Source organism: Elioraea sp. Yellowstone (genome assembly GCF_006704265.1).
Lineage (GTDB): Bacteria > Pseudomonadota > Alphaproteobacteria > Acetobacterales > Acetobacteraceae > Elioraea.
Genome location: NZ_VIKA01000027.1, coordinates 1 through 25,229 on the forward strand (window position 1 = coordinate 1; position 25,229 = coordinate 25,229).

The 25,229-nt window shown below is 72.1% G+C and carries 24 protein-coding genes and 3 riboswitches; of the genes, 16 read left to right on the top strand and 8 right to left on the bottom strand.

The genetic code is table 11. The features are described from left to right. The 5 genes from FK498_RS06175 to FK498_RS06195 form a co-directional block, all read left to right on the top strand. The coding region (locus FK498_RS06175) for a thioredoxin family protein (RefSeq protein WP_202614769.1) at positions 1-434 on the top strand (434 nt) is incomplete at its 5' end. A 56-nt stretch (positions 435-490) separates the two neighbouring features. Further along, positions 491-973, top strand: coding sequence for a peroxiredoxin (locus FK498_RS06180; protein WP_141852650.1), 483 nt, complete (start codon positions 491-493; stop codon positions 971-973). 44 nt (positions 974-1,017) lie between these two features. After that, on the top strand, positions 1,018-1,704 hold the full coding sequence (locus tag FK498_RS06185; protein WP_141852652.1) for a DUF1194 domain-containing protein: 687 nt from the start codon (positions 1,018-1,020) through the stop codon (positions 1,702-1,704). 58 nt (positions 1,705-1,762) lie between these two features. Then, the gene (locus tag FK498_RS06190; RefSeq protein WP_141852654.1) at positions 1,763-3,061 is read left to right on the top strand and encodes a class I SAM-dependent methyltransferase; all 1,299 of its coding nucleotides are present in this window, start codon (positions 1,763-1,765) and stop codon (positions 3,059-3,061) included. Positions 3,062-3,209: 148 nt separating this feature from the next. Then, a complete protein-coding gene (locus tag FK498_RS06195; protein WP_237560851.1) occupies positions 3,210-4,451 on the top strand; it encodes an MFS transporter in 1,242 nt (413 codons plus the stop codon). A 75-nt stretch (positions 4,452-4,526) separates the two neighbouring features. Here the strand turns inward: FK498_RS06195 and grxD are convergent, their stop codons facing one another. The 5 genes from grxD to FK498_RS06220 all read right to left on the bottom strand — a co-directional run bounded on the left by grxD (position 4,527) and on the right by FK498_RS06220 (position 8,291). Further along, positions 4,527-4,868 carry a Grx4 family monothiol glutaredoxin gene (gene grxD / locus FK498_RS06200; protein WP_141852656.1) on the bottom strand — a complete coding sequence of 114 codons (342 nt, stop codon included), beginning with the start codon at positions 4,866-4,868 and terminating at the stop codon, positions 4,527-4,529. 29 nt (positions 4,869-4,897) lie between these two features. Further along, positions 4,898-5,134, bottom strand: coding sequence for a BolA family protein (locus tag FK498_RS06205; protein ID WP_141852658.1), 237 nt, complete (start codon positions 5,132-5,134; stop codon positions 4,898-4,900). A gap of 16 nt (positions 5,135-5,150) precedes the next feature. Continuing rightward, positions 5,151-7,424, bottom strand: a complete 2,274-nt coding sequence (gene purL, locus FK498_RS06210; protein ID WP_237560852.1) for a phosphoribosylformylglycinamidine synthase subunit PurL — start codon at positions 7,422-7,424, stop codon at positions 5,151-5,153. A gap of 197 nt (positions 7,425-7,621) precedes the next feature. Beyond that, positions 7,622-7,897, bottom strand: a complete 276-nt coding sequence (locus tag FK498_RS06215; RefSeq protein WP_370510882.1) for a YMGG-like glycine zipper-containing protein — start codon at positions 7,895-7,897, stop codon at positions 7,622-7,624. Between the two features lies 1 nt (position 7,898). Next, positions 7,899-8,291: a Rap1a/Tai family immunity protein gene (locus FK498_RS06220; protein WP_141852663.1), complete on the bottom strand. Its 393-nt coding sequence runs from the start codon at positions 8,289-8,291 to the stop codon at positions 7,899-7,901. Between the two features lie 148 nt (positions 8,292-8,439). On the opposite strand from FK498_RS06220, the gene FK498_RS06225 reads away from it, so the two are divergent. The 9 genes from FK498_RS06225 (at position 8,440) to FK498_RS06265 (ending at position 19,255) form a co-directional block, all read left to right on the top strand. Next, positions 8,440-10,017: an ABC transporter substrate-binding protein gene (locus FK498_RS06225; protein ID WP_141852665.1), complete on the top strand. Its 1,578-nt coding sequence runs from the start codon at positions 8,440-8,442 to the stop codon at positions 10,015-10,017. Positions 10,018-10,147: 130 nt separating this feature from the next. Further along, positions 10,148-11,125, top strand: a complete 978-nt coding sequence (locus FK498_RS06230; protein WP_141852667.1) for an ABC transporter permease — start codon at positions 10,148-10,150, stop codon at positions 11,123-11,125. Next, a complete protein-coding gene (locus FK498_RS06235; protein ID WP_141852669.1) occupies positions 11,122-12,057 on the top strand; it encodes an ABC transporter permease in 936 nt (311 codons plus the stop codon). Before FK498_RS06230 ends, FK498_RS06235 begins: the two co-directional genes overlap by 4 nt. A gap of 3 nt (positions 12,058-12,060) precedes the next feature. Next, positions 12,061-13,044 (top strand): ABC transporter ATP-binding protein, encoded by a 984-nt coding sequence (locus FK498_RS06240; protein ID WP_141852671.1) that lies wholly within the window; start codon positions 12,061-12,063, stop codon positions 13,042-13,044. Further along, positions 13,041-14,087, top strand: a complete 1,047-nt coding sequence (locus FK498_RS06245) for an ABC transporter ATP-binding protein (protein WP_141852673.1) — start codon at positions 13,041-13,043, stop codon at positions 14,085-14,087. Before FK498_RS06240 ends, FK498_RS06245 begins: the two co-directional genes overlap by 4 nt. Before the next feature lie 83 nt (positions 14,088-14,170). Continuing rightward, a riboswitch (glycine riboswitch) is annotated at positions 14,171-14,247 on the top strand. Positions 14,248-14,253: 6 nt separating this feature from the next. Then, positions 14,254-14,361: riboswitch (glycine riboswitch) on the top strand. Positions 14,362-14,406: 45 nt separating this feature from the next. Then, a complete protein-coding gene (gcvT, locus tag FK498_RS06250) occupies positions 14,407-15,504 on the top strand; it encodes a glycine cleavage system aminomethyltransferase GcvT (RefSeq protein ID WP_141852675.1) in 1,098 nt (365 codons plus the stop codon). A 16-nt stretch (positions 15,505-15,520) separates the two neighbouring features. After that, positions 15,521-15,895, top strand: coding sequence for a glycine cleavage system protein GcvH (gene gcvH / locus FK498_RS06255; RefSeq protein ID WP_141852677.1), 375 nt, complete (start codon positions 15,521-15,523; stop codon positions 15,893-15,895). 1 nt (position 15,896) lies between these two features. Continuing rightward, on the top strand, positions 15,897-18,809 hold the full coding sequence (gene gcvP / locus FK498_RS06260; RefSeq protein ID WP_141852679.1) for an aminomethyl-transferring glycine dehydrogenase: 2,913 nt from the start codon (positions 15,897-15,899) through the stop codon (positions 18,807-18,809). Beyond that, complete coding sequence (locus FK498_RS06265; RefSeq protein ID WP_141852682.1) at positions 18,806-19,255, top strand: GNAT family N-acetyltransferase; 450 nt, start codon at positions 18,806-18,808, stop codon at positions 19,253-19,255. The genes gcvP and FK498_RS06265 overlap by 4 nt, the downstream gene beginning before the upstream one ends. Positions 19,256-19,262: 7 nt before the next feature. On the opposite strand, the gene FK498_RS06270 is transcribed toward FK498_RS06265, so the two are convergent. Continuing rightward, a complete protein-coding gene (locus FK498_RS06270) occupies positions 19,263-20,387 on the bottom strand; it encodes a 2-aminoethylphosphonate--pyruvate transaminase (protein WP_141852684.1) in 1,125 nt (374 codons plus the stop codon). A gap of 43 nt (positions 20,388-20,430) precedes the next feature. Next, positions 20,431-21,102: a DUF1194 domain-containing protein gene (locus FK498_RS06275; protein WP_141852686.1), complete on the bottom strand. Its 672-nt coding sequence runs from the start codon at positions 21,100-21,102 to the stop codon at positions 20,431-20,433. Between the two features lie 315 nt (positions 21,103-21,417). Here FK498_RS06275 and FK498_RS06280 point away from each other — a divergent pair, with 315 nt between their 5' ends. Beyond that, positions 21,418-22,116, top strand: a complete 699-nt coding sequence (locus FK498_RS06280; RefSeq protein WP_161988330.1) for an exopolysaccharide biosynthesis protein — start codon at positions 21,418-21,420, stop codon at positions 22,114-22,116. Between the two features lie 31 nt (positions 22,117-22,147). Then, a riboswitch (cobalamin riboswitch) is annotated at positions 22,148-22,357 on the top strand. Positions 22,358-22,513: 156 nt separating this feature from the next. After that, the gene (locus FK498_RS06285; RefSeq protein ID WP_161988331.1) at positions 22,514-24,478 is read left to right on the top strand and encodes a TonB-dependent siderophore receptor; all 1,965 of its coding nucleotides are present in this window, start codon (positions 22,514-22,516) and stop codon (positions 24,476-24,478) included. A gap of 143 nt (positions 24,479-24,621) precedes the next feature. Here FK498_RS06285 and wrbA read toward each other — a convergent pair whose 3' ends face one another. Beyond that, positions 24,622-25,218 (bottom strand): NAD(P)H:quinone oxidoreductase, encoded by a 597-nt coding sequence (gene wrbA / locus FK498_RS06290; protein ID WP_141852691.1) that lies wholly within the window; start codon positions 25,216-25,218, stop codon positions 24,622-24,624. Positions 25,219-25,229: the final 11 nt, after the last annotated feature.

Sequence of the window (25,229 nt, forward strand, 5' to 3'; positions counted from 1 at the left end):
CCCTCGCGCTCGGCGCGGTCGCCCTGCCCGCCTTTCCGGGCGCGCCCCCCGCGCCGCCGCCGCCCGCCGGAGCGCTCGCCTTCTCGGCCGCCGAGGCGGAACGGCGCGCGCGCTCCGGCGAGACCCTGCTGGTCGACATCACCGCCGAATGGTGCATCACCTGCCAGGTGAACAAGGCGCTGGTGCTCGAGCGCGGCGCGGTCGCCGAGCTTCTGCGCGCGGGCGCGGTCGGCATGATGCGCGGCGACTGGACCCGCCCCGATCCGGCGATCACCGCGTATCTCGCCCGGCATGACCGGGTCGGCATCCCGTTCAACGCGGTCTACGGCCCGGCCGCGCCGGAAGGGATCGCGCTGCCCGAGATCCTGACGGAATCGGCCGTGCTGGACGCCATCGCCCGCGCCGGCGGGACGCGCGCGCAGGCGGCCCGCTGACGGATCGCCCCGGACAGGCTATAGGGCGGGCGCAACCACAGGGGAGAGCCTGCGCGATGACGATCAAGGTCGGCGACACCATTCCGTCCGTGAAGCTGATGCAGGCCACGCCCGACGGACCGCGCGAGGTCTCCACCGACGAGATCTTCAAGGGCAGGACCGTGGTGCTGTTCGCCGTCCCCGGCGCCTTCACGCCGACCTGCTCCGCCAAGCACCTGCCCTCGTTCCTGCACAACATCGACGCGCTCAAGGCCAAGGGTGTCGATACGATCGCCTGCATGGCGGTGAACGACGTGTTCGTGATGGACGCCTGGGCCAAGAGCCAGGGCGTGGGCGACAGGATCGTCATGCTGGCGGACGGATCCGGCGTGCTGACCCGCGCGCTCGGCCTGGAGCTGGACCTGACCGCGCGGGGCCTGGGCATCCGCTCGCAGCGCTTCGCGCTGGTCGCGAAGGACGGGGTGGTGACGCATCTCGCCATCGAGGCGCCGGGCGGGTTCGAGGTCAGCAAGGGCGAGGCGATCCTCGCCGTGCTGTAGCGCGCCGCCGGCGGGGCGTGGCGCCCCGCGCAAGGGGAGGCGTGATGGCATCGGGGCTGCGGCCGATCCCGCGTCGTGACGTGCCCGGGGGCGCGCATCCCGCGCAGGACGACGCGCCGGTGGATGTCGCGCTGGTCCTCGCGATCGACGCCTCGGGCAGCGTCACCGACGAGGCGCTGCGGACGCAGCGGCGCGGCCATGCCGAGGCGCTGGCGAGCGAGGCCTTCGTCGCCGCGGTGCTGGCGGGCGTGCACGGCCGCGTCGCCGTCACCGTGATCGAGTGGTCGAGCGGCGGGCGGCAGGAGGTGACCGTACCCTGGACCGTGATCGCCGGGATGGAGCAGGCGCGCGCGGTCGCCGAACGCATCCTGGGCGCGCGGCCGCCGCTGCCGGGCCACACCTCGATCAGCGGCGCGATCGACGCGGGTGTCGCCCTGCTCGCGCGCTTCGCCGGACGGGCGGCGAGACGCGTGATCGACATCTCGGCGAACGGGCCGAACAACGACGGGCGCGCGCTCGCAGAGGCGCGCCGGGCGGCGCTGGAGGCCGGCGTGACCGTGAACGGGCTGGCGATCCTGGACGCCGATCCGGACCTCGCGCGGTACTTCGTCGCCGAGGTGATCGGCGGCCCCGGCGCCTTCGTCCTGCCGGCGGAGGATGCCGGCAGCTACCGCGCCGCGGTGCTGCGCAAGCTCACGACCGAGATCGCGGGGGCCGGCCGATGGGCATGAGCGTGCGACCGGCCGCTCCGGCCCTCGGCACCGCGGCGGCGGTGCGCGGCACGGCGCGATGAGCCGGGACCGGATCGCGGAATCGGCGCGCACGCTGGCCGCACTCGTGGCCGAGGCCGCGCCCTCGTCGCTCGCGCTCCGGCTCTGGACCGGCGAGACGCTGAAGCTCGGGCCGGCGGCGGACGGCGCGGTCGGGATCGCGATCAACACGCCTGCGGCGCTGGTGCGGCTCGTGCGCCGGCCGCGCCTGGCGACGCTGATCGAGCTGATCGCCGCAGGCGCGGTCGAGATCTACGGCGGAACTCTGCTCGACATCGAGGCCCGACGCGGGCGGGCCTCGCGCGGCGCCTGGCGGCGGCTGCCGAAAGGCAAGCTCGCGCGCGCGCTGTGGCCGCTCCTGGTCGCGCGCGACACGGCTGCGGCGACGCACCACGCCTATGCGGGGCCGGCGCAGGCACGGCTCGAGGAGGGGCGCGACGATGCCGCCCTGGTGCGGTTCCACTACGATCTCTCCAACGACTTCTACGCGCTCTTCCTCGATCCGGAAATGCAATACTCCTGCGCCTACTTCCCCGACTGGGAGGCGCCGTTGGAGGTCGCGCAGGTCGCGAAGCTGGAGATGACCTGCCGGCGGCTGCGGCTCGCGCCGGGCGAGCGCTTCCTCGACATCGGCTGCGGCTGGGGCGGGCTGATCTGCCATGCCGCGCGCCAACACGGCGTGCGCGCGCACGGCGTGACGCTCTCGGAGCAGCAATACGCCTTCGTGCGCGAGAAGATCGCGCGGCTCGGGCTCGGCGATCGCGTCACGGTGGCGCTGCAGGACTACCGCGAGGTCGGGGGCGAGTGGGACAAGATCGCCTCGGTCGGGATGTTCGAGCATGTCGGGCTCGCCAACCACGCGACCTACTTCCGCAGGATGCGCGACCTGCTGCGTCCGCGCGGACTGCTGCTGAACCACGCGATCACGCGGCCGGCGAAGAAGGACGAGCGGGCGTTCCGCAGGAAGCGCGCGGAGTATGCCGCGCTGACGCGCTACATCTTCCCGGGCGGCGAGCTCGACCACATCGGCCGGACGCTGACCAGCCTCGAGCAGGCCGGGTTCGAGGTGCACGACGTCGAGGGCTGGCGCGAGCACTACGCGTGGACCTGCCGGCTGTGGACCGAACGCCTCGCGGCGCGGCGCGCGGAGGCCGAGGCCGAGGTGGGCCCGGCGAAGACGCGGCTGTGGCTGCTCTACCTCGCCGGCTGCGCGCTCGCCTTCGAGCGGGGCGGCGCGCTGATTTACCAGGTCCTGGCCTCGAAGCGCGCGCGGGGGGCGAGCGGCCTGCCGCCGACGCGGGCGGATCTGTACCGGTAGGCGCGGACGTCCCGGGCGCGGTGGCGGCCGCGGCACGATGCCTGCCTCGGGATGAGCGGCGCCGTCATGCCCGCCCCCCGCGGTCCCGGCGTTGACGCGGACGCCTACCGCGATCAGCGTCACCGTTCCGCCATCCGGGAACGCCGCCATGCCCGCACCTTCCGCCGCGACCGCTGCCACGTCCGGGGCGGGCCACGATCTCCGCATCATGGCCCTGATCGGCACCGGGCATTTCCTGTCCCACTTCTACATGCTCTGCCTGCCGCCGCTGTTCCTGTCGTGGCGCGCGGAATTCGGCGCCTCCTTCGCCGAACTCGGGCTCGCGGTCGCGCTGATGTCGGGCACCACGGCGCTCTTGCAGACGCCGGTCGGGTTCGCGGTGGACCGGCATGGCGCGCGGCCGTTCCTGGTCGGGGGCACGCTGCTGATGGCGCTTTCGGTGTCCGCCATGGCGGCCGCGCCGGGGGTGTGGGCGATCTGGGCGCTCGCGATCCTGTCCGGCGTCGGCAATTCGGTGATCCATCCGGCGGACTACGCGATCCTCGCGGGCTCGATCGACAAGGCGCGCATGGGGCGCGCCTTCGCGATGCACACCTTCACCGGGAACCTGGGCTTCGCGCTGGCCCCGCCGGTGATCGCGCTGCTGGCGGCGGCGGTCGGCTGGCGAGCGTCGCTGCTGATCGTGGGGCTCCTGGGCGTGCCGGTGGTCGCCGCCATCCTGGTGCAGAGCCGGATCCTGCGCGACCAGGCGAAGCCCCGGGCCGGCGAGGCGGGTCCCCGCGGACGCGACCTCCTGCTGTCCCGCCCCATCCTGCTGTTCTTCGCCTTCTTCCTGCTGTCCTCCATGGCCGGGTCGGGGATCCAGGCCTTCGTCATCACCGTGCTGGGCCAGCTCTGGGGCACCCCGGTCGCGGTCGCCTCGATGGTGCTGACCGGCTACATGGTCGGCGCGACGGGCGGCACGCTGGTGGGCGGCTGGGTCGCGGATGCGACCAAGCGCAGCCTGATGGGCTTCGTCGTGGTGCTGACCCTGTTCGCGGCGGCGATGATCCTGGCCCTCGGCCTGCTGCCGATGCCGGAGCCGGTGCTGCCGGTCGCGGCCCTGCTGGGCGGTCTCGCCCTGGGGGCGTCGCGCACGCCGCGCGACATCATGCTGAAGGACGCCTCGCCGCCCGGGCAGATCGGCAAGGTGTTCGGCTTCGTCTCATCCGGCTTGCCGCTGGGCAGCGCGCTCATGCCGGTGCCGCTCGGGCTTCTGATCGACCTCGGCCATCCGGAGCTCGTGCTGCCGGTGGTCGCGGCCGTGCTGGTGCTGTCGCTGGTCTGCGCGGGCACGGCGCAAGCCGACGCGAGGTCGCGCCGCGGCGTGACGCCGGCGCCGGCGGAGTGATGCAGGCGCGCCGACACCACCCCTTCCCTCGGCGCGATGACTGATCGCCAGAGGCAACCCTCTGGCGATCATGCGTCACGCCGCCACGGGCTTGTGCTCGACGCCCTTCTCGGTCAGCAGCGTCGCGAGCTCGCCCGACTGGAACATCTCGGTGACGATGTCGCAGCCGCCGACGAACTCCCCCTTCACATAGAGCTGCGGGATGGTCGGCCAGTTCGTGAACTGCTTGATGCCCTCGCGCAGGGACGGATCCTCCAGCACGTTCACGCCCTTGAACTTCACCCCCATGTGCATGAGGATCTGCACCACACGCGCCGAGAAGCCGCATTGCGGGAACATCGGCGTGCCCTTCATGTACAGCACCACCGGGTTCTCGGTGATGTCGGCCTGGATGCGCTCGAAGACGGGGTTCGACATCGTCGTGGTTCCTGGTCCCGTGTGGCGGTTCAATCCTGCGGCGGGCTGGTCTGCAGGGCGAGCGCGTGCAGCGCGCCGCCCATGCGGCCCTGCAGCGCGGCATAGACCATCTGGTGCTGCTGCACGCGCGACTTGCCCTTGAACGCGGCCGAGACGACGGTGGCGGCATAGTGGTCGCCGTCACCGCGCAGATCCTCCACCGTGACCTGCGCATCCGGCAGGCTGGCCTTGATCAGCGCCTCGATCTCCGCCGCCGACATCGGCATCGCCGCACCGTCCCCCTCAGGCCATGTAGGCGGGCAGCCACGCCGCGTGGACCTGCCTCAGCCGTTCGACCGATATGGAGAACGCCCCCGGCAGTGTCAAATGCGCCCCCTCGGCGCGGCCGAGCAGGGCCGCAGGCACCCGCGCGGTCGCCGCCTCGGCGAGGACCGCCCGGCCGTCCGGCACCGCGAGCACGTAGCGGCCCTGGTCCTCGCCGAACCAGTAGGCGTACGGCGGCAGGTCCGCCGGCGCCGGCTCCAGCACCGCGCCGACATCCCCCGCCATCGCCATCTCGGCGATCGCCACCAGCAGGCCCCCGTCCGAGACGTCGTGGCAGGCGCGCACGCCCCCCGCGAGGATCAGCCGGCGCACGAAGTCGCCGTTGCGGCGCTCGGCGACGAGGTCCACCGGCGGCGGGGCGCCCTCCTCGCGGCGAGCGATCTCGCGCAGCCAGAGCGACTGTCCGAGCCAGCCCCGCGTCGCGCCGATCAGCACGAGATCGAGCCCCGGGGCGAGGGCGAGACCCGCCGCCTGGGCGGCATCCTCCAGCACGCCAACGCCGCCGATTGCCGGGGTGGGCAGGATCGGCCTGCCGTCGGTCTCGTTGTAGAGCGAGACGTTGCCGGACACGACCGGGAAGTCGAGCGCGCGGCAGGCCGCCGCCATGCCGCGCACGGCGGCGGCGAACTGGCCCATGATGCGCGGGCGCTCCGGGTTGCCGAAGTTCATGTTGTCGGTGATCGCGAGCGGCCGCGCGCCGACCGCGGTGAGGTTGCGCCACGCCTCGGCGACCGCCTGCGCGCCCCCTGCCTCCGGATCGGCCTGGCAGTAGCGCGGCGTGCAGTCGGTGGTCAGCGCGAGCGCGCGCCTGAGCCCCTCCAGCTTCACCACCGCCGCATCCGCAGCGCCGGGGCGCTTCACCGTCTGGCCGCCGACGGTCGAGTCGTACTGGTCCCAGATCCAGGCGCGCGAGCAGAGATCGGGGCAGCCGATCAGCGTGATCAGCGCCGTCTCCAGCCCGACCGGATCGGGCACCGATCCCGCGTCGAGCACGGCGGGCTTCGGCGTCTCCTCGGTGGGGCGGCGGTAGAGCGGGGCCTGGTCGGACAGGGGTGCCAGCGGGATGTCGGCCTCCACCCGCCCCTGGTGGCGGATGACGATGCGCCCCGTGTCGGTGAGGTGCCCGATCACCGCGAAGTCGAGCTCCCATTTCTCGAAGATCGCCCGCGCGGTGTCCTCGGCGCCGGGGCGGAGGATCATCAGCATCCGCTCCTGGCTCTCCGACAGCATCATCTCGTAGGCGGTCATGCCGGTCTCGCGCTGCGGCACGCGGTCGAGATCGAGCTCGATCCCGACCCCGCCCTTGCCCGCCATCTCGACCGAGGAGCTCGTCAGCCCCGCCGCCCCCATGTCCTGGATCGCGACGATCGCGTCGGTGGCCATCAGCTCCAGGCAGGCCTCGATCAGCAGCTTCTCGGTGAAGGGGTCGCCGACCTGCACCGTGGGGCGCTTCTCGTCCCCCTCGTCGGCGGCGAACTCGGCCGAGGCCATGGTGGCGCCGTGGATGCCGTCGCGCCCGGTCTTGGAGCCCACGTACACCACCGGATTGCCGACGCCGGCCGCAGCCGAGAGGAAGATCCGGTCCGCCGGCGCGATGCCGACCGTCATCGCATTGACCAGCGGGTTGCCGTCATAGGCGGGGTGGAAGTTCACCTCGCCGCCAACCGTGGGCACGCCCACGCAGTTGCCGTAGCCGCCGATGCCGCGCACCACGCCGTCGAGGATGCGCTTGGTGCGCGGATTGTCGGGCGAGCCGAAGCGGAGCGCGTTCAGGGTGGCGATGGGGCGCGCGCCCATGGTGAACACGTCGCGCAGGATGCCGCCCACCCCCGTCGCCGCGCCCTGATAGGGCTCGATGAAGGAAGGGTGGTTGTGGCTCTCCATCTTGAACACGGCCGCGAGCCCGTCGCCGATCGCAACGACGCCCGCGTTCTCGCCCGGGCCGTGGATCACCCACGGCGCGCGGGTGGGCAGCTCGCGCAGCCAGACGCGGGAGGACTTGTACGAGCAGTGCTCCGACCACATCACCGAGAAGATGCCGAGCTCGGTGAGCGAGGGCTGGCGGCCGAGGATCGCGAGCACGCGCTGATGCTCGTCCGGCTTCAGGCCGAACTCGGCGGCGAGCCGGGCGGCCCGCTCGGGCGGCAGGGTCTCGGGAGTGTCGGTCACGTGGTCCTCGGGCGCGTCTCGGCCGCGTTCGACGGCGTCGAACGCTCGGATGCGAACGGCCATGCCCGGGTCGGCCTGTCAAGGAGCGTGCGTCGCGCGGCCGGCGAAGACGGCGCCGCCTCCGAGACGCCGATCCGGACATGGCGACGGGGCGAGGCCGCGGGCATCGCCCGCCTCACGCAGCCTGCGGCGGTGGTCGGATCTGTCCCGCGGTGGGGGCGAGCGTGCCGGAGCGCCGACCGCCAGGCCGCCGCGCCCGGTCAGCGCGTCGGGCTCTGCTGGCCGCGACGATAGGCGTCGTCGACCGAGCGGCGGTGGTAGTCGTAGAGCAGCCCGCCGGCCGCGCCCGCGCCCGCGCCGATCAGCGCCCCCCAGCCGAAATTGCCGGAGAGCGAGCCGATCAGCCCGCCCGCCGCGGCGCCCCCGGCCGCGCCGAGGCCGGCGCGACGGAGGGTGGGATCGGTATCGGCGCAGGCGCCGACCACCAGCAGGACGCCGCCCGCGGCGGCGATGCGTGCGATCCTGGTCATGTCCATGTCATCTCCTCCGACCCGGGCAGGGATAGGTCGTTGCGAGGAAGGCGAACACGCCCTCGACGGCGGGGCCGCTGAGCCGGTCCGGATTGGCGTCCGCCCAGGCGATGAAGCGGCTGCGCAGCGCCTCGGGCGCCGTGCCGGGTGGCGCGCAGAAGAGCGGCGGCGCGTGCGCCGGCACGACCGCGCGGTGATAGTCGAGCGCGCCGCGGCCGTAGCCGTTGCAGTAGCCGATCGCCTCCAGAGAGTGGGGGTCGCCCGGCGCCACGCGGCAGATCTCGACCAGATCCGCGAGGGTCTTGACCTCGAAGCGGCCGGCCTCGAGCGGCTTCGGCTGCGACCAAGCCGTTCCTGCGGCGACCAGCGCGGCCGCCATCGCGGCTGTTGCTCTGCGCATCGCATCTCCTCGCTTGCGTGCGGCACCGTAGCGCAGGCGGCGGCGCCCCGGCCAATGACGGATCGGGGAGCCCCACGCCTAGCCCGTGGCCTGCCAGGGGGCTATAACGCGCGGGGAAGGCTCTACGAACCGGGAGTGCCTGCTGATGATGACCGCCGGACTGCGTTCGCTGCTGCTCGCCGCAGCGTGCTCGTGCGCCATGGCAGGCGCCGCCGCTGCCCAGAACCTCACCATCGCGGTGGGCGCGCCCGTCACCTCGATCGACCCGCACTACCACAACCTCTCGCCGAACAATGCGATGGCGGCGCACATCTTCGACGGTCTCGCGGATACGGACTCGCGCGCCAGGCTGGTGCCCGGCCTCGCCGAGAGCTGGCGGACGATCGACGACACCACCTGGGAGTTCAGGCTGCGCCGCGGCGTGACGTTCCACAACGGCAGCGACTTCACCGCCGAGGATGTCGCCTTCACCATCAGCCGCGCGCCGAACGTGCCGAACAGCCCCTCCGGATTCGGCATCTTCACGCGGCCGATCGCGGAGGTGCAGGTGGTCGATCCGCACACGGTGCGCATCCGCACGCGCGCCGTCTATCCGCTGCTGGCGGTCGACCTGTCCAACGTGATGATCCTGGACAAGGAGACGCACGAGAACGCCACCACCGAGGATTTCAACAGCGGCAAGGTGGCGGTCGGTACCGGTCCCTACCGGTTCGTCCGCTTCGCTCCGGGGGATCGGATCGAGCTCGAGCGCAACGACACCTACTGGGGTGGCAGGCAGCCCTGGCAGCGGGTGAACTACCGCATCATCGTCAATGAGGCGGCCCGCACCGCCGCCCTGCTGGCCGGCGATGTCGACCTGATCGACCAGGTGCCGACCGCCGACATCGCCAGGCTGAAGCAGGACCAGCGCCTCAACGTCAGCGAGGTGGTGGGCCTCAGGATCATCTATCTGGCGCTCGACCACTCGCGCACCGACGGCTCGCCGTTCGTCTCCGGGCCGAACGGCGAGGCGCTGGACCGCAACCCGCTCAAGGACGTGCGGGTGCGCCGTGCGCTGTCGATCGCGATCGACCGCAACGCGATCGTCTCGCGCGTGATGGAGGGTGCGGCCATCCCGGCCGGGCAGTTCCTGCCCGAGGGCACCTACAGCCACGTGCCCGGCCTCAATCCGCCCGCCTTCGATCCGGACGGCGCGCGCCGGCTGCTGGCCGAGGCCGGCTATCCCAACGGCCTGCGGCTGGCCATCCACGGACCGAACGACCGCTACGTGAACGACGCCCGCATCATCCAGGCGATCGGCAGCTTCTGGACGCGCATCGGCGTGCGCACCCAGGTCGAGGCGATGCCCTGGACCACCTTCATCGCCCGCGCCGGGCGGCAGGAGTTCAGCGCCTTCCTGGTCGGGTGGGGCAGCTCGACCGGCGAGGCCTCCTCGCCGCTGCGCAGCCTGGTCGCGACCTTCAACCGCGAGAAGGGCTTCGGCGCCTCGAACCGCGGCCGCTACTCCAATCCCGAGCTCGACCGGCTGCTCGAGCAGGCGCTCGCCACGGTCGACGACGAGAAGCGCGAGAAGCTGCTGCAGGACGCGACGCGCGTCGCGATGGAGGATGTCGCCATCATCCCCATCCACATCCAGAAGAACGTCTGGGCGATGAAGCGCGGCCTGCGCCATGACGCGCGCGCCGACGAGCTGACCCGGGCCATGGACGTGCGGCCTGGCGGCTGAGGCGGGCGCGCGGATCCCGATTGCCGCGCGGTTGCGCAAGCGGCATCGTGGCGGCGTGCCCGGCGGGGAACGTCGCCCCGCGGGCACGCTGTCGCGAGGTGCCGGCCGCACCGGCCGGGGAGAATGACGGATGACGGTCTATCTGATCAGGCGGCTGATGCAGAGCGCGCTGGTCGTGCTGGCGATGACCGTCATCCTGTTCCTCGGCGTCTATGCGATCGGCGACCCGGTGGAGATCCTGATCAGCCCCGAAGCCGACCAGATGGAGCGCGAGCGCGCGATCGCAGCCCTCGGCCTCGACCGCCCGCTCTGGGAACAGTACGTCGCCTTCCTCGGCAACGCGCTGCGGGGTGATCTCGGCCGCAGCTTCGTGTTCAACGAGCCGGCGCTGAAGCTGATCCTGCAGAAGATGCCGGCGACGCTCGAACTGGCGCTCGCCGCGACCGTGTTCGCGATCGTCCTCGGACTGCCGCTCGGGCTGATCGCCGGGCTGAAGCCCGAGGCGCTCTACAGCCGCGTCATCATGGCGGGCTCGATCCTCGGCTTCAGCCTGCCCACCTTCTGGGTCGGGCTGATGCTGATCATGGTATTCGCGGTGCAGCTCGGCTGGCTGCCCTCGACCGGACGGGGGCCGACCGCCGAGTTCCTCGGCGTGCAGTGGTCGTTCCTGACCGCCGACGGTCTGCGCTACCTGATCATGCCGGCCCTGAACCTCAGCCTGTTCAAGATCTCGCTGGTGATCCGGCTGACGCGCGCCGGCGTGCGCGAGACCGTGCTGATGGACTACGTGAAGTTCGCCCGCGCCAAGGGGCTGAGCCAGAACCGGGTGATCTTCGTGCACGTGCTCAAGAACATCCTGATCCCGGTGGTCACCGTCACCGCGCTCGAGTTCGGCTCGACCATCGCCTTCTCGGTGGTGACCGAGAGCGTCTTCGCCTGGCCGGGCATGGGCAAGCTGATCATCGATTCGATCTACGTGCTCGACCGGCCGGTGATCGTGGCCTACCTGATGATCATCGTCTTCATGTTCATCGTCCTGAACTTCACGGTGGACGTGCTCTACTCGGTGCTGGATCCGCGCGTGCGGCTGCAGGACCAGAAGGCATGACCCCGCCCCCCGCCGAAGCCGCGATCGCCTCCGCCGGACTCGCGCCGGCGGCATCGCGCGAGGAGACGCCGCTTCGCCGTTTCGTCGCCGATTTCGCCGAGAGCAAGGTCGCCGTCGGCGCCTTCGTCGTGTTCGTGCTGATCGTCCTCTGCGCGGTGTTCGCGCCGTGGATCGCGCCGCAGGACCCCTACGACCTCGCCCAGCTCGACATCCTGGACGGGCGGATGCCGCCCGGCACGATGGGCGGGGCGGGGTTCACCTACATCCTCGGCACCGACGACCAGGGCCGCGACATGTTCAGCGGCATCCTCTACGGACTCAGGATCTCGCTGATGGTCGGCGCGGGATCGGCCTTCATCGCCTTCATCGTCGGCACCGCGCTCGGCCTGCTCGCCGCCTATTTCGGCGGTCGGACCGACACGCTGATCATGCGGCTGGTCGACCTGCAGCTCTCCTTCCCCTCGATCCTGGTCGCGCTGATGATCCTCGCCTTCCTCGGCAAGGGCATCCTCAACGTGGTGATCGCGATCGTCGCGGTGGAATGGGCCTACTACGCGCGCACCGTGCGCGGCACCGCGCTGGTGGAGCGGCGGCGCGAGTACATCGAGGCGGCCGAGTGCCTGGCGCTGTCGAAGCCCCGCATCGTGTTCCGTCACCTGCTGCCGAACTGCCTGCCGCCGCTGATCGTCATCCTGACCATGCAGGTGGCGCGCGCGATCGCGCTGGAGGCGACGCTGTCGTTCCTGGGCCTCGGCGTGCCGGTGACCGAGCCATCGCTCGGCCTGCTGATCGCCAACGGCTACGAGTACATGCTCTCGGGCCGCTACTGGATCAGCTTCTATCCCGGCATCGCGCTGCTCGTGACGATCGTCGTGATCAACCTGGTGGGCGACCAGTTGCGCGACGTCCTGAACCCGCGGCTCCGGAAGTAGCGCATGACAGGGCAGCCGACCATCGAGGTGCGCAACCTGCGCACGCACTTCTTCACCAAGGCGGGCGTGGTGAAGGCGGTGGACGACGTCTCGTTCTCCGTGGCCAAGGGGCGCATCCTCGGCCTGGTCGGCGAGTCCGGCTCCGGCAAGTCGGTCACCGGCTTCTCGATCATGGGGCTGGTCGATCCGCCCGGCCGCGTGGTCGGCGGCGAGATCCTGTTCCAGGGACGCGACCTTGCCAGACTGCCCGAGGAGGAGATGCGCAGGATCCGTGGTGCGCGCATCGCCATGATCTTCCAGGACCCGATGATGACGCTCAATCCGGTCCTGCGCATCGACACCCAGATGATCGAGACCGTGCTCGCGCACGAGAGGGTGTCGGAGGCCGAGGCGCGCCGGCGCGCGCGCGCGGCGCTGGTGCAGGTCGGCATCCCGAGCCCGGACGAGCGGCTGCGCGCCTATCCGCACCAGTTCTCGGGCGGGATGCGCCAGCGCGTGGCGATCGCGATCGCGCTCCTGCACAGGCCCGAGCTGATCATCGCCGACGAGCCGACCACCGCGCTCGACGTGACGATCCAGGGCCAGATCCTGTTCGAGGTGCAGAAGCTCTGCCGCGAGAGCGGCACGAGCCTGATCTGGATCACGCACGATCTCTCGGTGATCGCCGGGCTGGCAGACGAGATCTGCGTGATGTACGCCGGCCGCATCGTCGAGAAGGGCACGGTGGACGAGGTGCTCGACCATCCGCTGCATCCCTACACGCGCGGGCTGATCGGCTCGGTGCCGAGCCGCAACGTGCGCGGCCGCCCGCTCGCGCAGATCCCCGGCATGACGCCGTCGCTCCTCAACCTGCCGCCCGGCTGCGCCTTCCGCGCCCGCTGCCCGCGCGCCTCCGAGGCCTGCCTGGTCGAGCCGGGGATCACGACGCCGCTGCCCGGGCGCGAGGTGCGCTGCTTCCACCCGCATCTCGAGACGGTGCCTGCATGACGCAGGAGGGCGAGATCGCGCCGCGCGCGCGCGGCGCCGACAGCGCCGCACCGATGATCGAGCTGCGCGGCGTCTCCAAGCAGTTCCGCAAGGCCCTCGACCTCGCCGGGCGGATCGCGCGGAGGCTCGGCGCCGATGTGCGCGACGAGATCGTGCACGCGGTGGACAATGTCGATCTTGCGGTGAAGCAGGGCGAGGTGGTCGGGCTGGTCGGCGAGTCGGGCTGCGGCAAGTCCACGCTCGGGCGCATGGTGGCGGGGATCCTTCCGCCCTCCTCGGGCACCATCCTCTGGAAGGGCCGCGACGTGACGGCGCTGCCGCCCGACGAGGCGAAGCGCGCCAAGCTCGCCGTGCAGATGATCTTCCAGGATCCCTACGCCTCGCTCAATCCGCGGCTGCGCGTCGATCGCATCATCGGCGAGGCGCCGCTCGTGCACGGGCTGATCCAGCCCGCCGAGTTCGACGCCTATCTCGCGCAGCAGATGCGGCGCGCCGGCCTCGACCCGGCCTTCAGGCGCCGCTACCCGCATCAGTTCTCGGGCGGCCAGCGCCAGCGCATCGGGATTGCCCGCGCGCTCGCGGTGCAGCCCGAGTTCATCGTCTGCGACGAGGCGGTGGCGGCACTCGATGTCTCGATCCAGGCGCAGATCCTCAACCTGTTCATGGATCTGCGGCGCGACCTCAACCTGACCTACCTGTTCATCAGCCACGACCTCGGCGTGGTCGAGCACCTCTCCGACCGCGTGGTGATCATGTATCTCGGGCGGATCGTCGAGGAGGCGCCGGCCGAGGACGTGTTCGCCGCGCCGAACCACCCCTACACCCAGGCGCTCCTGACCGGCGTGCCGCGCATCGAGAGCCGCAAGCGCGCCTTCGCGGCGGTGAAGGGCGAGATCCCCTCGCCGCTCAACCCGCCCCCGGGCTGCCACTTCCACCCGCGCTGCCCGCACGCGATGGAGCGCTGCCGCGTGGAGGTGCCGGCGCTCAAGGAGATCGCGCCCGGCCGGCGGAGTGCGTGCCACCTGAACGACGCGCGCGGGTGACAGGTACGCAGCGGGGGGCGGGCCAGTTCCCCGTTGAACCCGCCCCCGTCCTGGGGCACAACAACGCCGTCCAGACCACCCCAGCGGAAGAGCGCGTGGCGCAGGCCACGCCGCCGAAGGCGCAACCGGCCCCCGGAAACGCTCAGGCACCAGGGACCGCCCGGGGCGACGGACCTCTGGAAAGCCGGGTGCCGCGAGGCGCCCGCACCGACGGAGTAAGCGGGCCGGGCGAGGGTTCCGCGAATCTCTCAGGTCACGGGACAGAGGGGGGCCAGGACCTGCCGGCATCGGGCCGGCGGGACGGCCGTCCGGAGTGCGCGTGACCGACCTCAAGACGACACCGCTCGACGCCCTGCACCGCCGCCTCGGCGCGCGTATGGTTCCCTTCGCCGGCTACGCCATGCCGGTGCAGTACCAGGCGGGGATCATGGCCGAGCACGCGCAGTGCCGCACCAAGGCGGCGCTGTTCGACGTCTCGCACATGGGCCAGGGCGTGCTGGAGGGTGCGGGGGCCGCGGCCGCGCTCGAGCGCCTCACCCCGGCGGACATCGCCGGGCTGAAGCCGAACCGCCAGCGCTACGCCCTGCTGACTGCCGAGGATGGCGGCATCCGCGACGACTTCATGGTCGCCAACCTGGGCGATCGGCTGTTCCTGGTGGTGAACGCCGCCTGCAAGGACGAGGACTTCGCGCATATCGCCGCGCATCTGCCCGCGGATGTGCGGCTCACGGTCTGGGCCGACCGCGCGCTGATCGCGCTGCAGGGACCGGCGGCCGAGGGCGTGATGGCGCGGCTCGGTCCCGCGGCCGTGCTGCTGCCGTTCATGGGTGTGGCCGAGGTGACGATCGCCGGCATCCCGTGCCTGGTGTCGCGCTCGGGCTATACCGGCGAGGACGGGTTCGAGATCAGCGTGTCCGCGGACCGGGCCGAGCGTCTGGCCGACACGCTGCTCGCCGATCCGGACGTCGCGCCGGCCGGGCTCGGCGCGCGCGACAGCCTCCGTCTCGAGGCCGGACTGTGCCTCTACGGCAACGACATCGACCGCACCACCAGCCCGGTCGAGGCCGCACTCGCCTGGACCATCGGCAAGCGCCGGCGCAGCGAGTGGAACTTCCCCGGCGCGGCGCGCATCCGGAGCGAACTCGAGGCCGGCACCAGCCGGCTGCGCGTCGGCATCCTGCCGGAGGGCCGCGCCCCGGCGCGCGCCCACACGACGATCCACGCCGCCGACGGCGCGCCGATCGGCGCGATCACCTCGGGCGGGTTCGGCCCGACGCTGAACGCCCCCGTCGCGATGGGCTATGTGCGCCGCGACCTCGCCGCCGAGGGCACGCCCGTCGCCCTCGCGGTGCGCGGCAGGATGCTGCCCGCGCGCGTCGCCGCGATGCCCTTCGTCCCCCACCGCTACAAGCGCTGATGCAGGGAAGCCCGCGATGAGCGAACTCAAGTTCACCAAGGACCATGAATGGGTGCGCCTCGACGGCGATGTCGCGACCGTCGGCATCACCGACCACGCGCAGACCGCGCTCGGCGACGTGGTCTTCGTCGAGCTGCCCGAGGTCGGCCGCGAGGTCGCCGCCGGCGAGGCCTGCGCGGTGGTGGAGAGCGTCAAGGCCGCCTCCGACATCTACGCGCCGATCTCGGGCAGGATCGTCGAGGTGAACGGCGCGCTCGGCGACAATCCCGGGCTGGTGAACGCCTCCGCCTTCGACCAGGGCTGGTTCTTCAGGATCGAGCCCGCCGATCCCGGCGAGCTCGCCGGGCTGATGGACGAGGCCGGCTACGCCGCCTATCTGGAGACGCTCTGAGATGACCCCGCTCGCCGAGCTCGCCGCGCTCACGCGGCACGACGGCTTCGTCGCCCGCCATATCGGTCCCGACGCCGCGGAGCAGCAGGCGATGCTGGCCACGCTCGGGCTCGACAGTCTCGAGGCGCTGACCGCGAAGGCCGTGCCGGCCGGCATCCGCATCCCCGCCCCCGAGGGTCTGCCGCGCGCCAGGGACGAGGCCGCGGTGCTGGCCGAGCTCGCCGCCCTCGCGGCGAAGAACCGCGCCGACATCAAGAGCCTGATCGGCACCGGCTATCACGGCACGCACACCCCGCCGGTGATCCTGCGCAACGTGCTGGAGAATCCCGGCTGGTACACCGCCTACACGCCCTACCAGGCGGAGATCGCGCAGGGGCGGCTCGAGGCGCTGCTCAACTTCCAGACCATGATCATCGAGCTCACCGGGCTCGACATCGCCAATGCCTCGCTGCTGGACGAAGGCACGGCGGCCGCCGAGGCGATGGCGCTCGCGCTCGCGGCGAACCGGGCGCAGCGCAACGCGCCGGCCTCGCGCGTGCTGGCGATCGCCTCGGACGTGCACCCTCAGACCAGGGCGGTGGTGGCGACGCGCGCCAGGCCGCTCGGCGTCGAGGTGGTGGAGGTCGCGGCGAACGATCCGGCGGCGATCGAGGCGGCGAAGCCGTTCGCCGTGCTGCTCCAGTATCCCGGCACCACCGGCGCGGTGCGCGACCTCAGGCCCGAGATCTCGGCAGCCCATCGCGCCGGCGCGCTCGCGGTGGTGGCCGCCGATCCGCTGTCGCTCTGCCTGCTCACCCCGCCGGGCGAGATGGGGGCCGACATCGTCGTCGGCTCGGCGCAGCGCTTCGGCGTGCCCTTCGGCTATGGCGGGCCGCATGCGGCGTTCTTCGCCACCTCCGACGCCTACAAGCGGCTGATGCCGGGGCGGCTCGTCGGCGTCAGCCAGGACGCCGCCGGGCGGCCGGCGCTCAGGCTCGCCCTGCAGACGCGCGAGCAGCACATCCGCCGCGAGAAGGCCACCTCCAACATCTGCACCGCACAGGTGCTGCTCGCGGTGATGGCGTCGATGTACGCGGTCTGGCACGGGCCCGAGGGGCTGATCCGGATCGCGCGGCGCTGCAACCTGCTCGCGCGGCTGCTCGCCGATGCGGCGAGGCGCGCGGGCTTCGCGCTGCGCCACGAGACCTTCTTCGACACGATCGCGATCGAGGCCGGCGGCAGGGCCGACGCGCTGATGGCGGCCGCGCTTGCGCGTGGCTTCAACCTGCGGCGGATCGACGCCACGGGCGTGGGCATCGCGCTCGATGAGACCGTGACGGAAACCGATCTTTCCGCGCTGGTCGAGGCGCTGGCCGAGGCGTCGGGGGCGCCGGTGGCGCTGGAGACGCTCGCCGCCCCGGAGAGCATCCCCGCGGCGATCCTGCGCGGCTCGTCCTTCCTGCGCCAGCCGGTGTTCAACTCGCACCACGCCGAGCACGAGATGCTGCGCTACCTCAAGCGTCTCGAGGACAAGGACGTCGCGCTCAACCGCTCGATGATCCCGCTCGGCTCCTGCACGATGAAGCTGAACGCCACGGCCGAGATGATCCCGATCACCTGGCCGGGCTTCGCCAACATCCACCCCTTCGCGCCGATCGACCAGGCGCAGGGATACCGGGAGCTGATCGCGCGGCTCGAGCGGTGGCTGTGCGCGGTCACCGGCTTCGCCGCGGTCAGCCTGCAGCCCAATGCCGGGTCGGCCGGCGAATATGCCGGGCTGCTCGCGATCCGCGGCTGGCACGAGAGCCGCGGCGAGGGCCATCGCGACATCTGCCTGATCCCGACCTCGGCGCACGGCACCAACCCGGCCTCGGCGGTGATGGCGGGGATGCGCGTCGTGCCGGTGGGCTGCGACCGCGACGGCAACATCGACATCGCCGACCTGAAGGCGAAGGCGGCGCAGCACGCCGACCGGCTCGCCGCGCTGATGGTGACCTATCCCTCGACGCACGGCGTGTTCGAGGCGGGCATCCGCGAGATCTGCGACGCGATCCACGCGCATGGCGGCCAGGTCTACATGGACGGGGCCAACATGAACGCGCAGGTGGGGCTGACCAGTCCGGCCGCGATCGGCGCCGATGTCTGCCACCTGAACCTGCACAAGACGTTCTGCATCCCGCATGGCGGCGGCGGGCCGGGGGTGGGTCCGATCGGGGTTGCCGCCCACCTCGCGCCGTTCCTGCCGAACCATCCCTTCGTCGCGGCGGCCGGCCCCGCGACCGGTCCGGGTCCCGTCGCCTCCGCCCCCTGGGGCAGCGCGGGGATCCTGCCGATCCCCTACGCCTATATCGCGATGATGGGACGCGACGGGCTGACCAAAGCGACCCAGGTCGCGATCCTGAACGCGAACTACGTCGCCCACCGCCTGAAGGACCACTACCCGATCCTCTATGTCGGCGCGAACGGCCTGGTCGCGCACGAGTGCATCATCGACTGCCGCGGCTTCCAGGCCACCGCCGGCGTGATGGTGGAGGACATCGCCAAGCGGCTGCAGGACTACGGCTACCACGCGCCGACGATGTCCTGGCCGGTGGCGGGCACGCTGATGATCGAGCCGACCGAGAGCGAGTCGAAGGCCGAGCTCGACCGGTTCTGCGCGGCGATGATCGCGATCCGCGAGGAGATCCGCGCGATCGAGTCCGGGCGCTGGCCGAAGGACGACAATCCGCTGAAGAACGCGCCGCACACCGCCGAGGAGATCGCGTCCGAGGCCTGGACGCATCCGTACTCGCGGCGGGAGGCGGCGATGCCGCTCGCCTGGGTGGCGTCGGCCAAGTACTGGCCGCCGGTGAAGCGCGTCGACAACGTCTATGGCGACCGCAACCTCGTCTGCACCTGCGACTCGATCGAGTCCTACGCCCAGGCCGCGGAATGACCGGCATCCGCATCGTTCCGGTGGCGCCGGAGCACCGCGCCGACTGGGACCGGCTCTATGCCGGCTACGCCGCGTTCTACAACGTCGAGCAGACGCCGGCGATGCGCGAGACGGTGTGGTCCTGGCTGATGGACCCGGCGCACGAGGTGAAGGGCCTGGTGGCGCTGGACGAGGCCGGCCGCGCGGTCGGGCTCGCGCACTACCGGCCCTATGCCCGGCCATTGCGCGGCGGCTATGGCGGTTTCCTCGACGACCTGTTCGTCGATCCGGCGATGCGGGGCAGACGGATCGCCGACGCGCTGATCGAGGCGGTCGCCGCGATCGGCCGGCAGAGGGGCTGGGGCGTGATCCGCTGGATCACCGCCGACGACAACTACCGCGGTCGCGGCGTCTATGACCGGCTGGCGACGCGTACCATGTGGATCACCTACGACAAGGCGCTGTAGCGGCCGGTCACGCCGCCTCGCGCCTGCGCACGCCCATCTCGGCCAGCGTCTCGCCGATCGCCGCGACTGCGCGCTTCATGTCCTCGGGATAGACGCGGCCGATCGCCGCGACCCGGAAGGTCGGCAGCGCCGTGGTGGAGAAGTTGCTGATCAGGAAGCCGCGCCGCTTCAGGAGAGCGACGAAGCGCTGCAGGTCCCACGCCGGATCGGGCGGCTGGAGCATGTTGACGATGATCGGCCCCTGCCGTTCGCGCGCGAGCCAGGGCGTCAGCCCGAGCCCGGTGAGCCCCTCCCACAGCACGCGCGCGTTCTCGCTGTAGCGTGCGAGCCGCGCGGGCTGCCCGCCCTCCTGGTCGAACAGGTCGAGCGCCACCTCGAAGGCGGCGAGCGCCTGGATCGAGGGCGTGAAGCGGATCGACCCCCAGCCATAGCTCAGCGCGTGGCGATAGACGTCCGAAAGGTCGAAGGACCAGGAGCCGGCGTTGCCCGCGCAGGCCTCCAGCCGGTCGATGCGCGCGACCGCGAAGCCGATCCCCGGCATCGCCTCCAGGCACTTGTTGGAGGAGAACACGACCGCATCGGTCTCCGGATGCGCGGCAAGGTCGAAGGGGATCGCGCCGAAGCCGGAGACCGCATCGACGATCAGGCGCCGCCCGGCGGCGCGGACGACGGCGGCGATCTCCTCGACCGGGTTGACCAGGGCGGTCGCGGTCTCCGAGTGCACCACGCTGACCACGCCGATCGCGGGGTCCTCGGCGAGCGCCTTCGCGACGAGGGCGGCCGGCACGGCCTCGCCCTCGGGAATCTCGAGCACCACCGGCACGCGCCCGGCCTCGCGCGCGAGCCGGACCATGCGCACGCCGTAATTGCCGTTCGAGGGGATCAGCACCTTGGTGCCGGGCGCGACGAAGCTGCGCAGGGCCGCCTCGACGATGAAATGCCCGCAGCCCTGCAAGGGCAGGCAGACATGCGTGCCGGCGATCCCGCCGGCGATCGCGCGCACCCGCTCGCGCAGCGCCGCGTAGCGCGGGCGGGTGTCGTTGTCCCAGGGGGCGATGTCCTGGGCCATCGCGGCCTTCACGCGCGGATCGGTCTGCACGGGGCCGGGGATCAGCAGGAGGGGTGCGGTCATGGCCGGCGCTTTGCCACGGCCCGGGGATCGCGGTCCAGACGGGTCACGCGACCAGCGGCCCCGCGGTCTCGCGCAGGAGCTTGCGCAGGATCGCCTCGGCGAAGGCGGCGTAGTCCTCGGCGCGCATCACGAAGGCGCCGGGCCCGCCGATCACCTCGCGCCGGTAGTAGTCCTCGAGGTCGGGCTCCTCGTCCACCACCGCCAGTCCGTTGACGGTGGCGCCCAGCGCGAGTGCGGCTGCCCGCCCCGCGGCCACGGGGATGCCGGCGTTGGTGCTGCCATCGCCCGAGACATCGATCACCCGGCGCGTGGCCGGATAGGGGCAGCGCGCGAGCAGCGCGGCGGCGGCCGCGAGTCCCTCGCCGAGCGCGGTGGCGCCGGCGGGCACGATGCGCGGCGCCTGCTCGATCGCCTCGGCGAGCGCACCGGCCTGCTCCACATCCGCCACCCGCGTCCACGGCACGGCGAGGTCGCGCGCCCCGGGCCCCGACCAGAACAGCATCGCCACGGCGGCGGCACCCCGCGGCCCTTCGACGAGCCGGCCGGCGAGTTCGGCATCGCGGAACGCCGCCGCATAGCCGCCGATCATCAGGCCGAACTCGGTGAAGTCCACGCTCGCCGAGACGTCGACCGCGAGCACGAGCGCGAGATCGACCGGCGCCGTCGTGGCGGGCAGCAGCATGGCAGGTGCACTCAGCACCAGGCGGCGTCGCATCCTCGTCCCTCCCGGCCACCCCGCCGCCCGGCGCCGCAGCGCAGGCGGCCCGTACAGCCATGGGCGTCGGTCATGCGCGTGTCCCATCAGGGTTGCTCGCGCGCGCATCATCGCGACGCACCCCAGGTGAAGTCGATTTAACTCGCCGTGCACGTCGGTTCGGCTAGTGTGACGGCGCTGGTGCGGCGGCGCAGCCCGGACATACCGGGCCCGGGATGGATGATCCCCGGCTGCCCAGCCGACGGATGGGGGCTTCCGTATGGCGGTCGGCAGCGGGTCTGTCGCCGACGCGGGCTGGGGGGACGAAGGGGAATCGTGCAGGACGCGTCCGAGCTAGGGTTGCGCCCCGCGCCGGGCGGATGGACCGAGGCCGAACCGCCGCCCCCGCTGCCGGAGGGCGGCAATGGCCGCCACCTGCCGGTCTCCGCCCTGATGCTGGAACTCGCGCGTGCCTGGCCGAAGCCGCGCATCTCGCTCGGCGAGATGATCCACGCCTTCGGCGCCCGCGGCTACGGCATCCTGATCATCCTGTTCGCGCTGCCCAACCTCCTGCCGATCTACATCCCGGGCTGGTCGCCGATCTTCGGCATCCCGCTCGCGATCGTCTGCCTGCAGCTCGCGCTCGGCTTTCCCGAGCCGCGCCTGCCGCGCCTCCTGACCGAGCGTTCGATGAAGCGCGAGGACCTGCACATGATCGTCGAGAAGGCGATCCCCTGGGTGCGGCGCATCGAACGCTATGTCCGTCCGCGTCCGTCGGTGCTGACCGGCTGGAAGGCCGATCGCCTGGTCGGCGCGTACGGGGTGTTCCTCGCCCTGCTCGTGATCGTGCCGCTGCCCTTCACCAACGGCCCCCCGAGCCTCGCCTGCGCGATCATGGCGATGGGCCTCCTGGAGGAGGACAGCCGCGCGGTCGTCGTCGGCGCGGTCGTCGGGATCGGCGCGACCCTGCTCGCGCTCTCGATCATCGGCGGGCTGTTCTGGGTGGTGGTGAAGGCGATCGGCTTCGCGTTCTGAGCGGCCACTTCCGCCTCGCTCACATCCGCGCTAGCGTACCCGCGGCGCCGGTGGCCCGCACGGGCTGAAACGGGAACGCGGTCGGGGGCGACAGCCCCGAAGCCGCGGCTGCCCCCGCAACTGTGGGCGGAGGGCGGCCTGCCACATGCCACTGGGGCTCCGCCCCGGGAAGGCGGCAGGCCGCAAAGGAGGACATCCGACTCCGCGAGCCAGGAGACCGGCCGGCGCCGGTCGTTCGCGCGCGTCGGGCGGGGTGCACCGGCGCAACGGACCGAGTCCGCATGCGGCGACACCGGCCTGGACCTGCCGCGCGAGGAGGCGGACGAGACGTGCTGACATCGCCCCGGCTTCCGGCACGGCGGGACCTCGGCCGTCCCTGCCACCACGGGAGCCGACCTTGCGCACATATTCGCTCGCCTGCGCGGCCGCCGCCGCGCTGATCGCCACGCCTGCCGCGGGCCAGAACGGCCCGCCGCTCAGCACCCTGCCCGAGACGGTCGTCACCGCGACGCGCATCCCGACGCCGATCGAGCGCATCCCCGCCGGCGTGACGGTGATCGATCGCGCGACCATCGAGGCGCGGGGCTATCGCAGCCTGGCCGAGGCGCTCGCCGGCGTGCCGGGGCTCGGCGTGGTGCAGTCGGGCGGCACCGGCCAGACCACCAGCGCCTTCCTGCGCGGCACCAATTCCGGGCACGTGCTGGTGCTGCGCGACGGCATGCCGCTCAACGATCCCTCGACGCCGCAGGGCCTGTTCGATTTCGGCAACGACCTGCTGTCGGACGTGGAGCGGATCGAGGTGATCCGCGGGCCGATGTCCGGGCTCTACGGCTCGGGCGCGATCGGCGGGGTGGTGAACCTGATCACGCGCTCGGGCCGCGGCACCGGCCGTCCCTTCACCGCGACCGGCGAGATCGCGGGCGGGTCGCAGTCCACCGCCGCGGCGAGCGCGGCCGTCGCGGGCGAGACGCGCGGCTTCGACTACGCGCTGGTCGGCCAGGGACTCTCGACGCAGGGCTTCAACATCGTCCCGCGCCGGCTCGCGACCTCGATCGGCGAACGCGACGGCGCCCGCATCGGCACCGCGACCGCCCATCTCGGCGCGCAGCTCGGCGAGCGGTTCCGCGTCTTCGGCTTCGCGCGTTGGCGCGAGAACAAGGCGGATCTGGATCAGGCTGGCCGGGACGATCCGAACTACACCGCGCGCAACCGCTCCGGGATGTGGCGCACGGGCGTCGAGGGCGCAGTGATCCCGGGCTGGCTCGACACCACGCTCGCGGTCGGGCAGTCGCGCGACAGCCGCCAGTTCCGCGACCGGCCCGACCAGTTCCCGTTCTCCGGCAGCGACGATTCGCGCTATCTCGGCACGCGCACGGTCTACCAGTGGGACAGCACGCTGCGCCTGCCGGATGCCGGCCCGGTGGATGCCGCCGCGGTCACCTTCGGGCTGCAGCGGATCGAGGACCGCGTCGATGTGCAGGTGCGCTTCGACGGCCCGTTCGGCCCGTTCAACCAGGATGTCGATCGGGGCACGCGCAACGATGCCGGGTATCTCGGCGCGCAGTTCCGGCTGTTCCGGCGCCTCGACCTGACGGCGAACCTGCGCCACGAGGCGCCACGCGACTTCGCCGACACCACCACCTGGCGCCTGGGTGGGGTGCTCGCGCTGCCGGAGGTCGCGCTCACGGTGCACGCGGCCTACGGCACCTCGTTCCGCGCCCCGACGCTGTTCGACCTGTTCGGCGTCGGCAGTTTCGGCTTCCGCGGCAATCCGAATCTCAGGCCCGAGAAGGGACGCGGCGGCGAGGCGGGGGTCGCGCTCGACCTCGGCGCCCTCGGCCTGCCGCCCGGACGGCTCTCGGCGACCTATTTCCGCACCCGCATCACCGACCTGATCGACGACGATCCGGCCTTCACCACGCGCATCAATGTCGGGCGCGTCGAGATCGAGGGGGTGGAGAGCGCGTTCGACATGACCCTCGCGCCGTGGCTTGCGCTGCACGCCGCCCATGCCTGGACGGTGGCGCAGGACGCCGACAGCGGACTGCAACTGCTGCGTCGGCCGCGCCACCAGGGCAGCCTGGCCGCGACGCTGCGGGCCGATCCGCGGCTCTCGCTCACGCCCGAGCTCCTGGTGTTCGGCCCGGCGGCGGACGCGATCTACGCCGACAGCGGCGCGTTCCTCGGCCGCGGCACCAACCCGGGCGGCGTGGTGGTGAATCTGACCGCGCGCTGGCGCGCGACGGAGACGCTCGAGTTCTTCGCGCTCGGCCGCAACATCACGAACAGCCGCTACGAGCCGGCGAACAGCTACGTGGTGCCCGGCGCGGCCGTGCTGGTGGGGCTGCGCGCCGGGCTCTGATACCCTCCGCACAAAGGCTCGACCTTTGTGCGGAGGGTATCACGCGCGGGGCTGGTGGGGCGGCCGCGCGCGAACATGACCCCAGACCAGCCCGCCGAAGGTCAAACCTTCAGCGGGCAGGTCTGAGGCCCCGGCCTCCGGGTTCAGCCGAACAGCTTCGCCGCCACCTCGGCGACGCGCCTGCCCTGGAAGCGGGCGATCGCAAGCTCCTGCGCCAGCGGCTGGCGCTCGCCCTTCGGGCCCGCGATCGTGCCGGCGCCGTAGGGGCTGCCGCCGTGCGCCACCGAGAGGTCCATCAGCTCGGGCGGACCGTAGCCCGGGGGCACATAGACCATGCCGTGGTGCAGCAGCGTGGGAAGCAGCGTCAGGATCGTGCTCTCGTTGCCGCCGCCGGTCGCGGTCGAGGTGAAGATCGATCCGACCTTGCCGTAGAGCTTGCCCTCCATCCAGAGCCGGCCGGTCTGGTCGAGGAAGTTGCGCATCTGTGCCGCCGCATTGCCGAAGCGCGTCGGCGTGCCGAACACGATCGCGTCGTACTCGGGCAGTTCCTCCACCGCGGCGATCGGCGCGGCCTGGTCGAGCTTCGCGCCCGCGGCCCTGGCGACCTCGGCCGGCATCAGCTCGGGCACGCGCTTGACGGTCGCGGCGGCGCCCGCCTCGCGCGCCCCTTCGGCGACCGCCTGCGCCATGGTCTCGATATGGCCGTACATCGAGTAGTAGAGGACGAGCACCTTCGCCATGATCCGCTCCC

Bases quoted from the DNA above. Each gene is read 5' to 3' on its own strand.
- FK498_RS06180 (WP_141852650.1), top strand. From the start codon at position 491: ATGACGATCAAGGTCGGCGACACCATTCCGTCCGTGAAGCTGATGCAG.
- FK498_RS06185 (WP_141852652.1), top strand. From the start codon at position 1,018: ATGGCATCGGGGCTGCGGCCGATCCCGCGTCGTGACGTGCCCGGGGGC.
- FK498_RS06190 (WP_141852654.1), top strand. From the start codon at position 1,763: ATGAGCCGGGACCGGATCGCGGAATCGGCGCGCACGCTGGCCGCACTC.
- FK498_RS06195 (WP_237560851.1), top strand. From the start codon at position 3,210: ATGCCCGCACCTTCCGCCGCGACCGCTGCCACGTCCGGGGCGGGCCAC.
- grxD (WP_141852656.1), bottom strand. From the start codon at position 4,868: ATGTCGAACCCCGTCTTCGAGCGCATCCAGGCCGACATCACCGAGAAC.
- FK498_RS06205 (WP_141852658.1), bottom strand. From the start codon at position 5,134: ATGCCGATGTCGGCGGCGGAGATCGAGGCGCTGATCAAGGCCAGCCTG.
- purL (WP_237560852.1), bottom strand. From the start codon at position 7,424: ATGGCCGTTCGCATCCGAGCGTTCGACGCCGTCGAACGCGGCCGAGAC.
- FK498_RS06215 (WP_370510882.1), bottom strand. From the start codon at position 7,897: ATGGACATGACCAGGATCGCACGCATCGCCGCCGCGGGCGGCGTCCTG.
- FK498_RS06220 (WP_141852663.1), bottom strand. From the start codon at position 8,291: ATGCGCAGAGCAACAGCCGCGATGGCGGCCGCGCTGGTCGCCGCAGGA.
- FK498_RS06225 (WP_141852665.1), top strand. From the start codon at position 8,440: ATGACCGCCGGACTGCGTTCGCTGCTGCTCGCCGCAGCGTGCTCGTGC.
- FK498_RS06230 (WP_141852667.1), top strand. From the start codon at position 10,148: ATGACGGTCTATCTGATCAGGCGGCTGATGCAGAGCGCGCTGGTCGTG.
- FK498_RS06235 (WP_141852669.1), top strand. From the start codon at position 11,122: ATGACCCCGCCCCCCGCCGAAGCCGCGATCGCCTCCGCCGGACTCGCG.
- FK498_RS06240 (WP_141852671.1), top strand. From the start codon at position 12,061: ATGACAGGGCAGCCGACCATCGAGGTGCGCAACCTGCGCACGCACTTC.
- FK498_RS06245 (WP_141852673.1), top strand. From the start codon at position 13,041: ATGACGCAGGAGGGCGAGATCGCGCCGCGCGCGCGCGGCGCCGACAGC.
- gcvH (WP_141852677.1), top strand. From the start codon at position 15,521: ATGAGCGAACTCAAGTTCACCAAGGACCATGAATGGGTGCGCCTCGAC.
- gcvP (WP_141852679.1), top strand. From the start codon at position 15,897: ATGACCCCGCTCGCCGAGCTCGCCGCGCTCACGCGGCACGACGGCTTC.
- FK498_RS06265 (WP_141852682.1), top strand. From the start codon at position 18,806: ATGACCGGCATCCGCATCGTTCCGGTGGCGCCGGAGCACCGCGCCGAC.
- FK498_RS06270 (WP_141852684.1), bottom strand. From the start codon at position 20,387: ATGACCGCACCCCTCCTGCTGATCCCCGGCCCCGTGCAGACCGATCCG.
- FK498_RS06275 (WP_141852686.1), bottom strand. From the start codon at position 21,102: ATGCGACGCCGCCTGGTGCTGAGTGCACCTGCCATGCTGCTGCCCGCC.
- wrbA (WP_141852691.1), bottom strand. From the start codon at position 25,218: ATGGCGAAGGTGCTCGTCCTCTACTACTCGATGTACGGCCATATCGAG.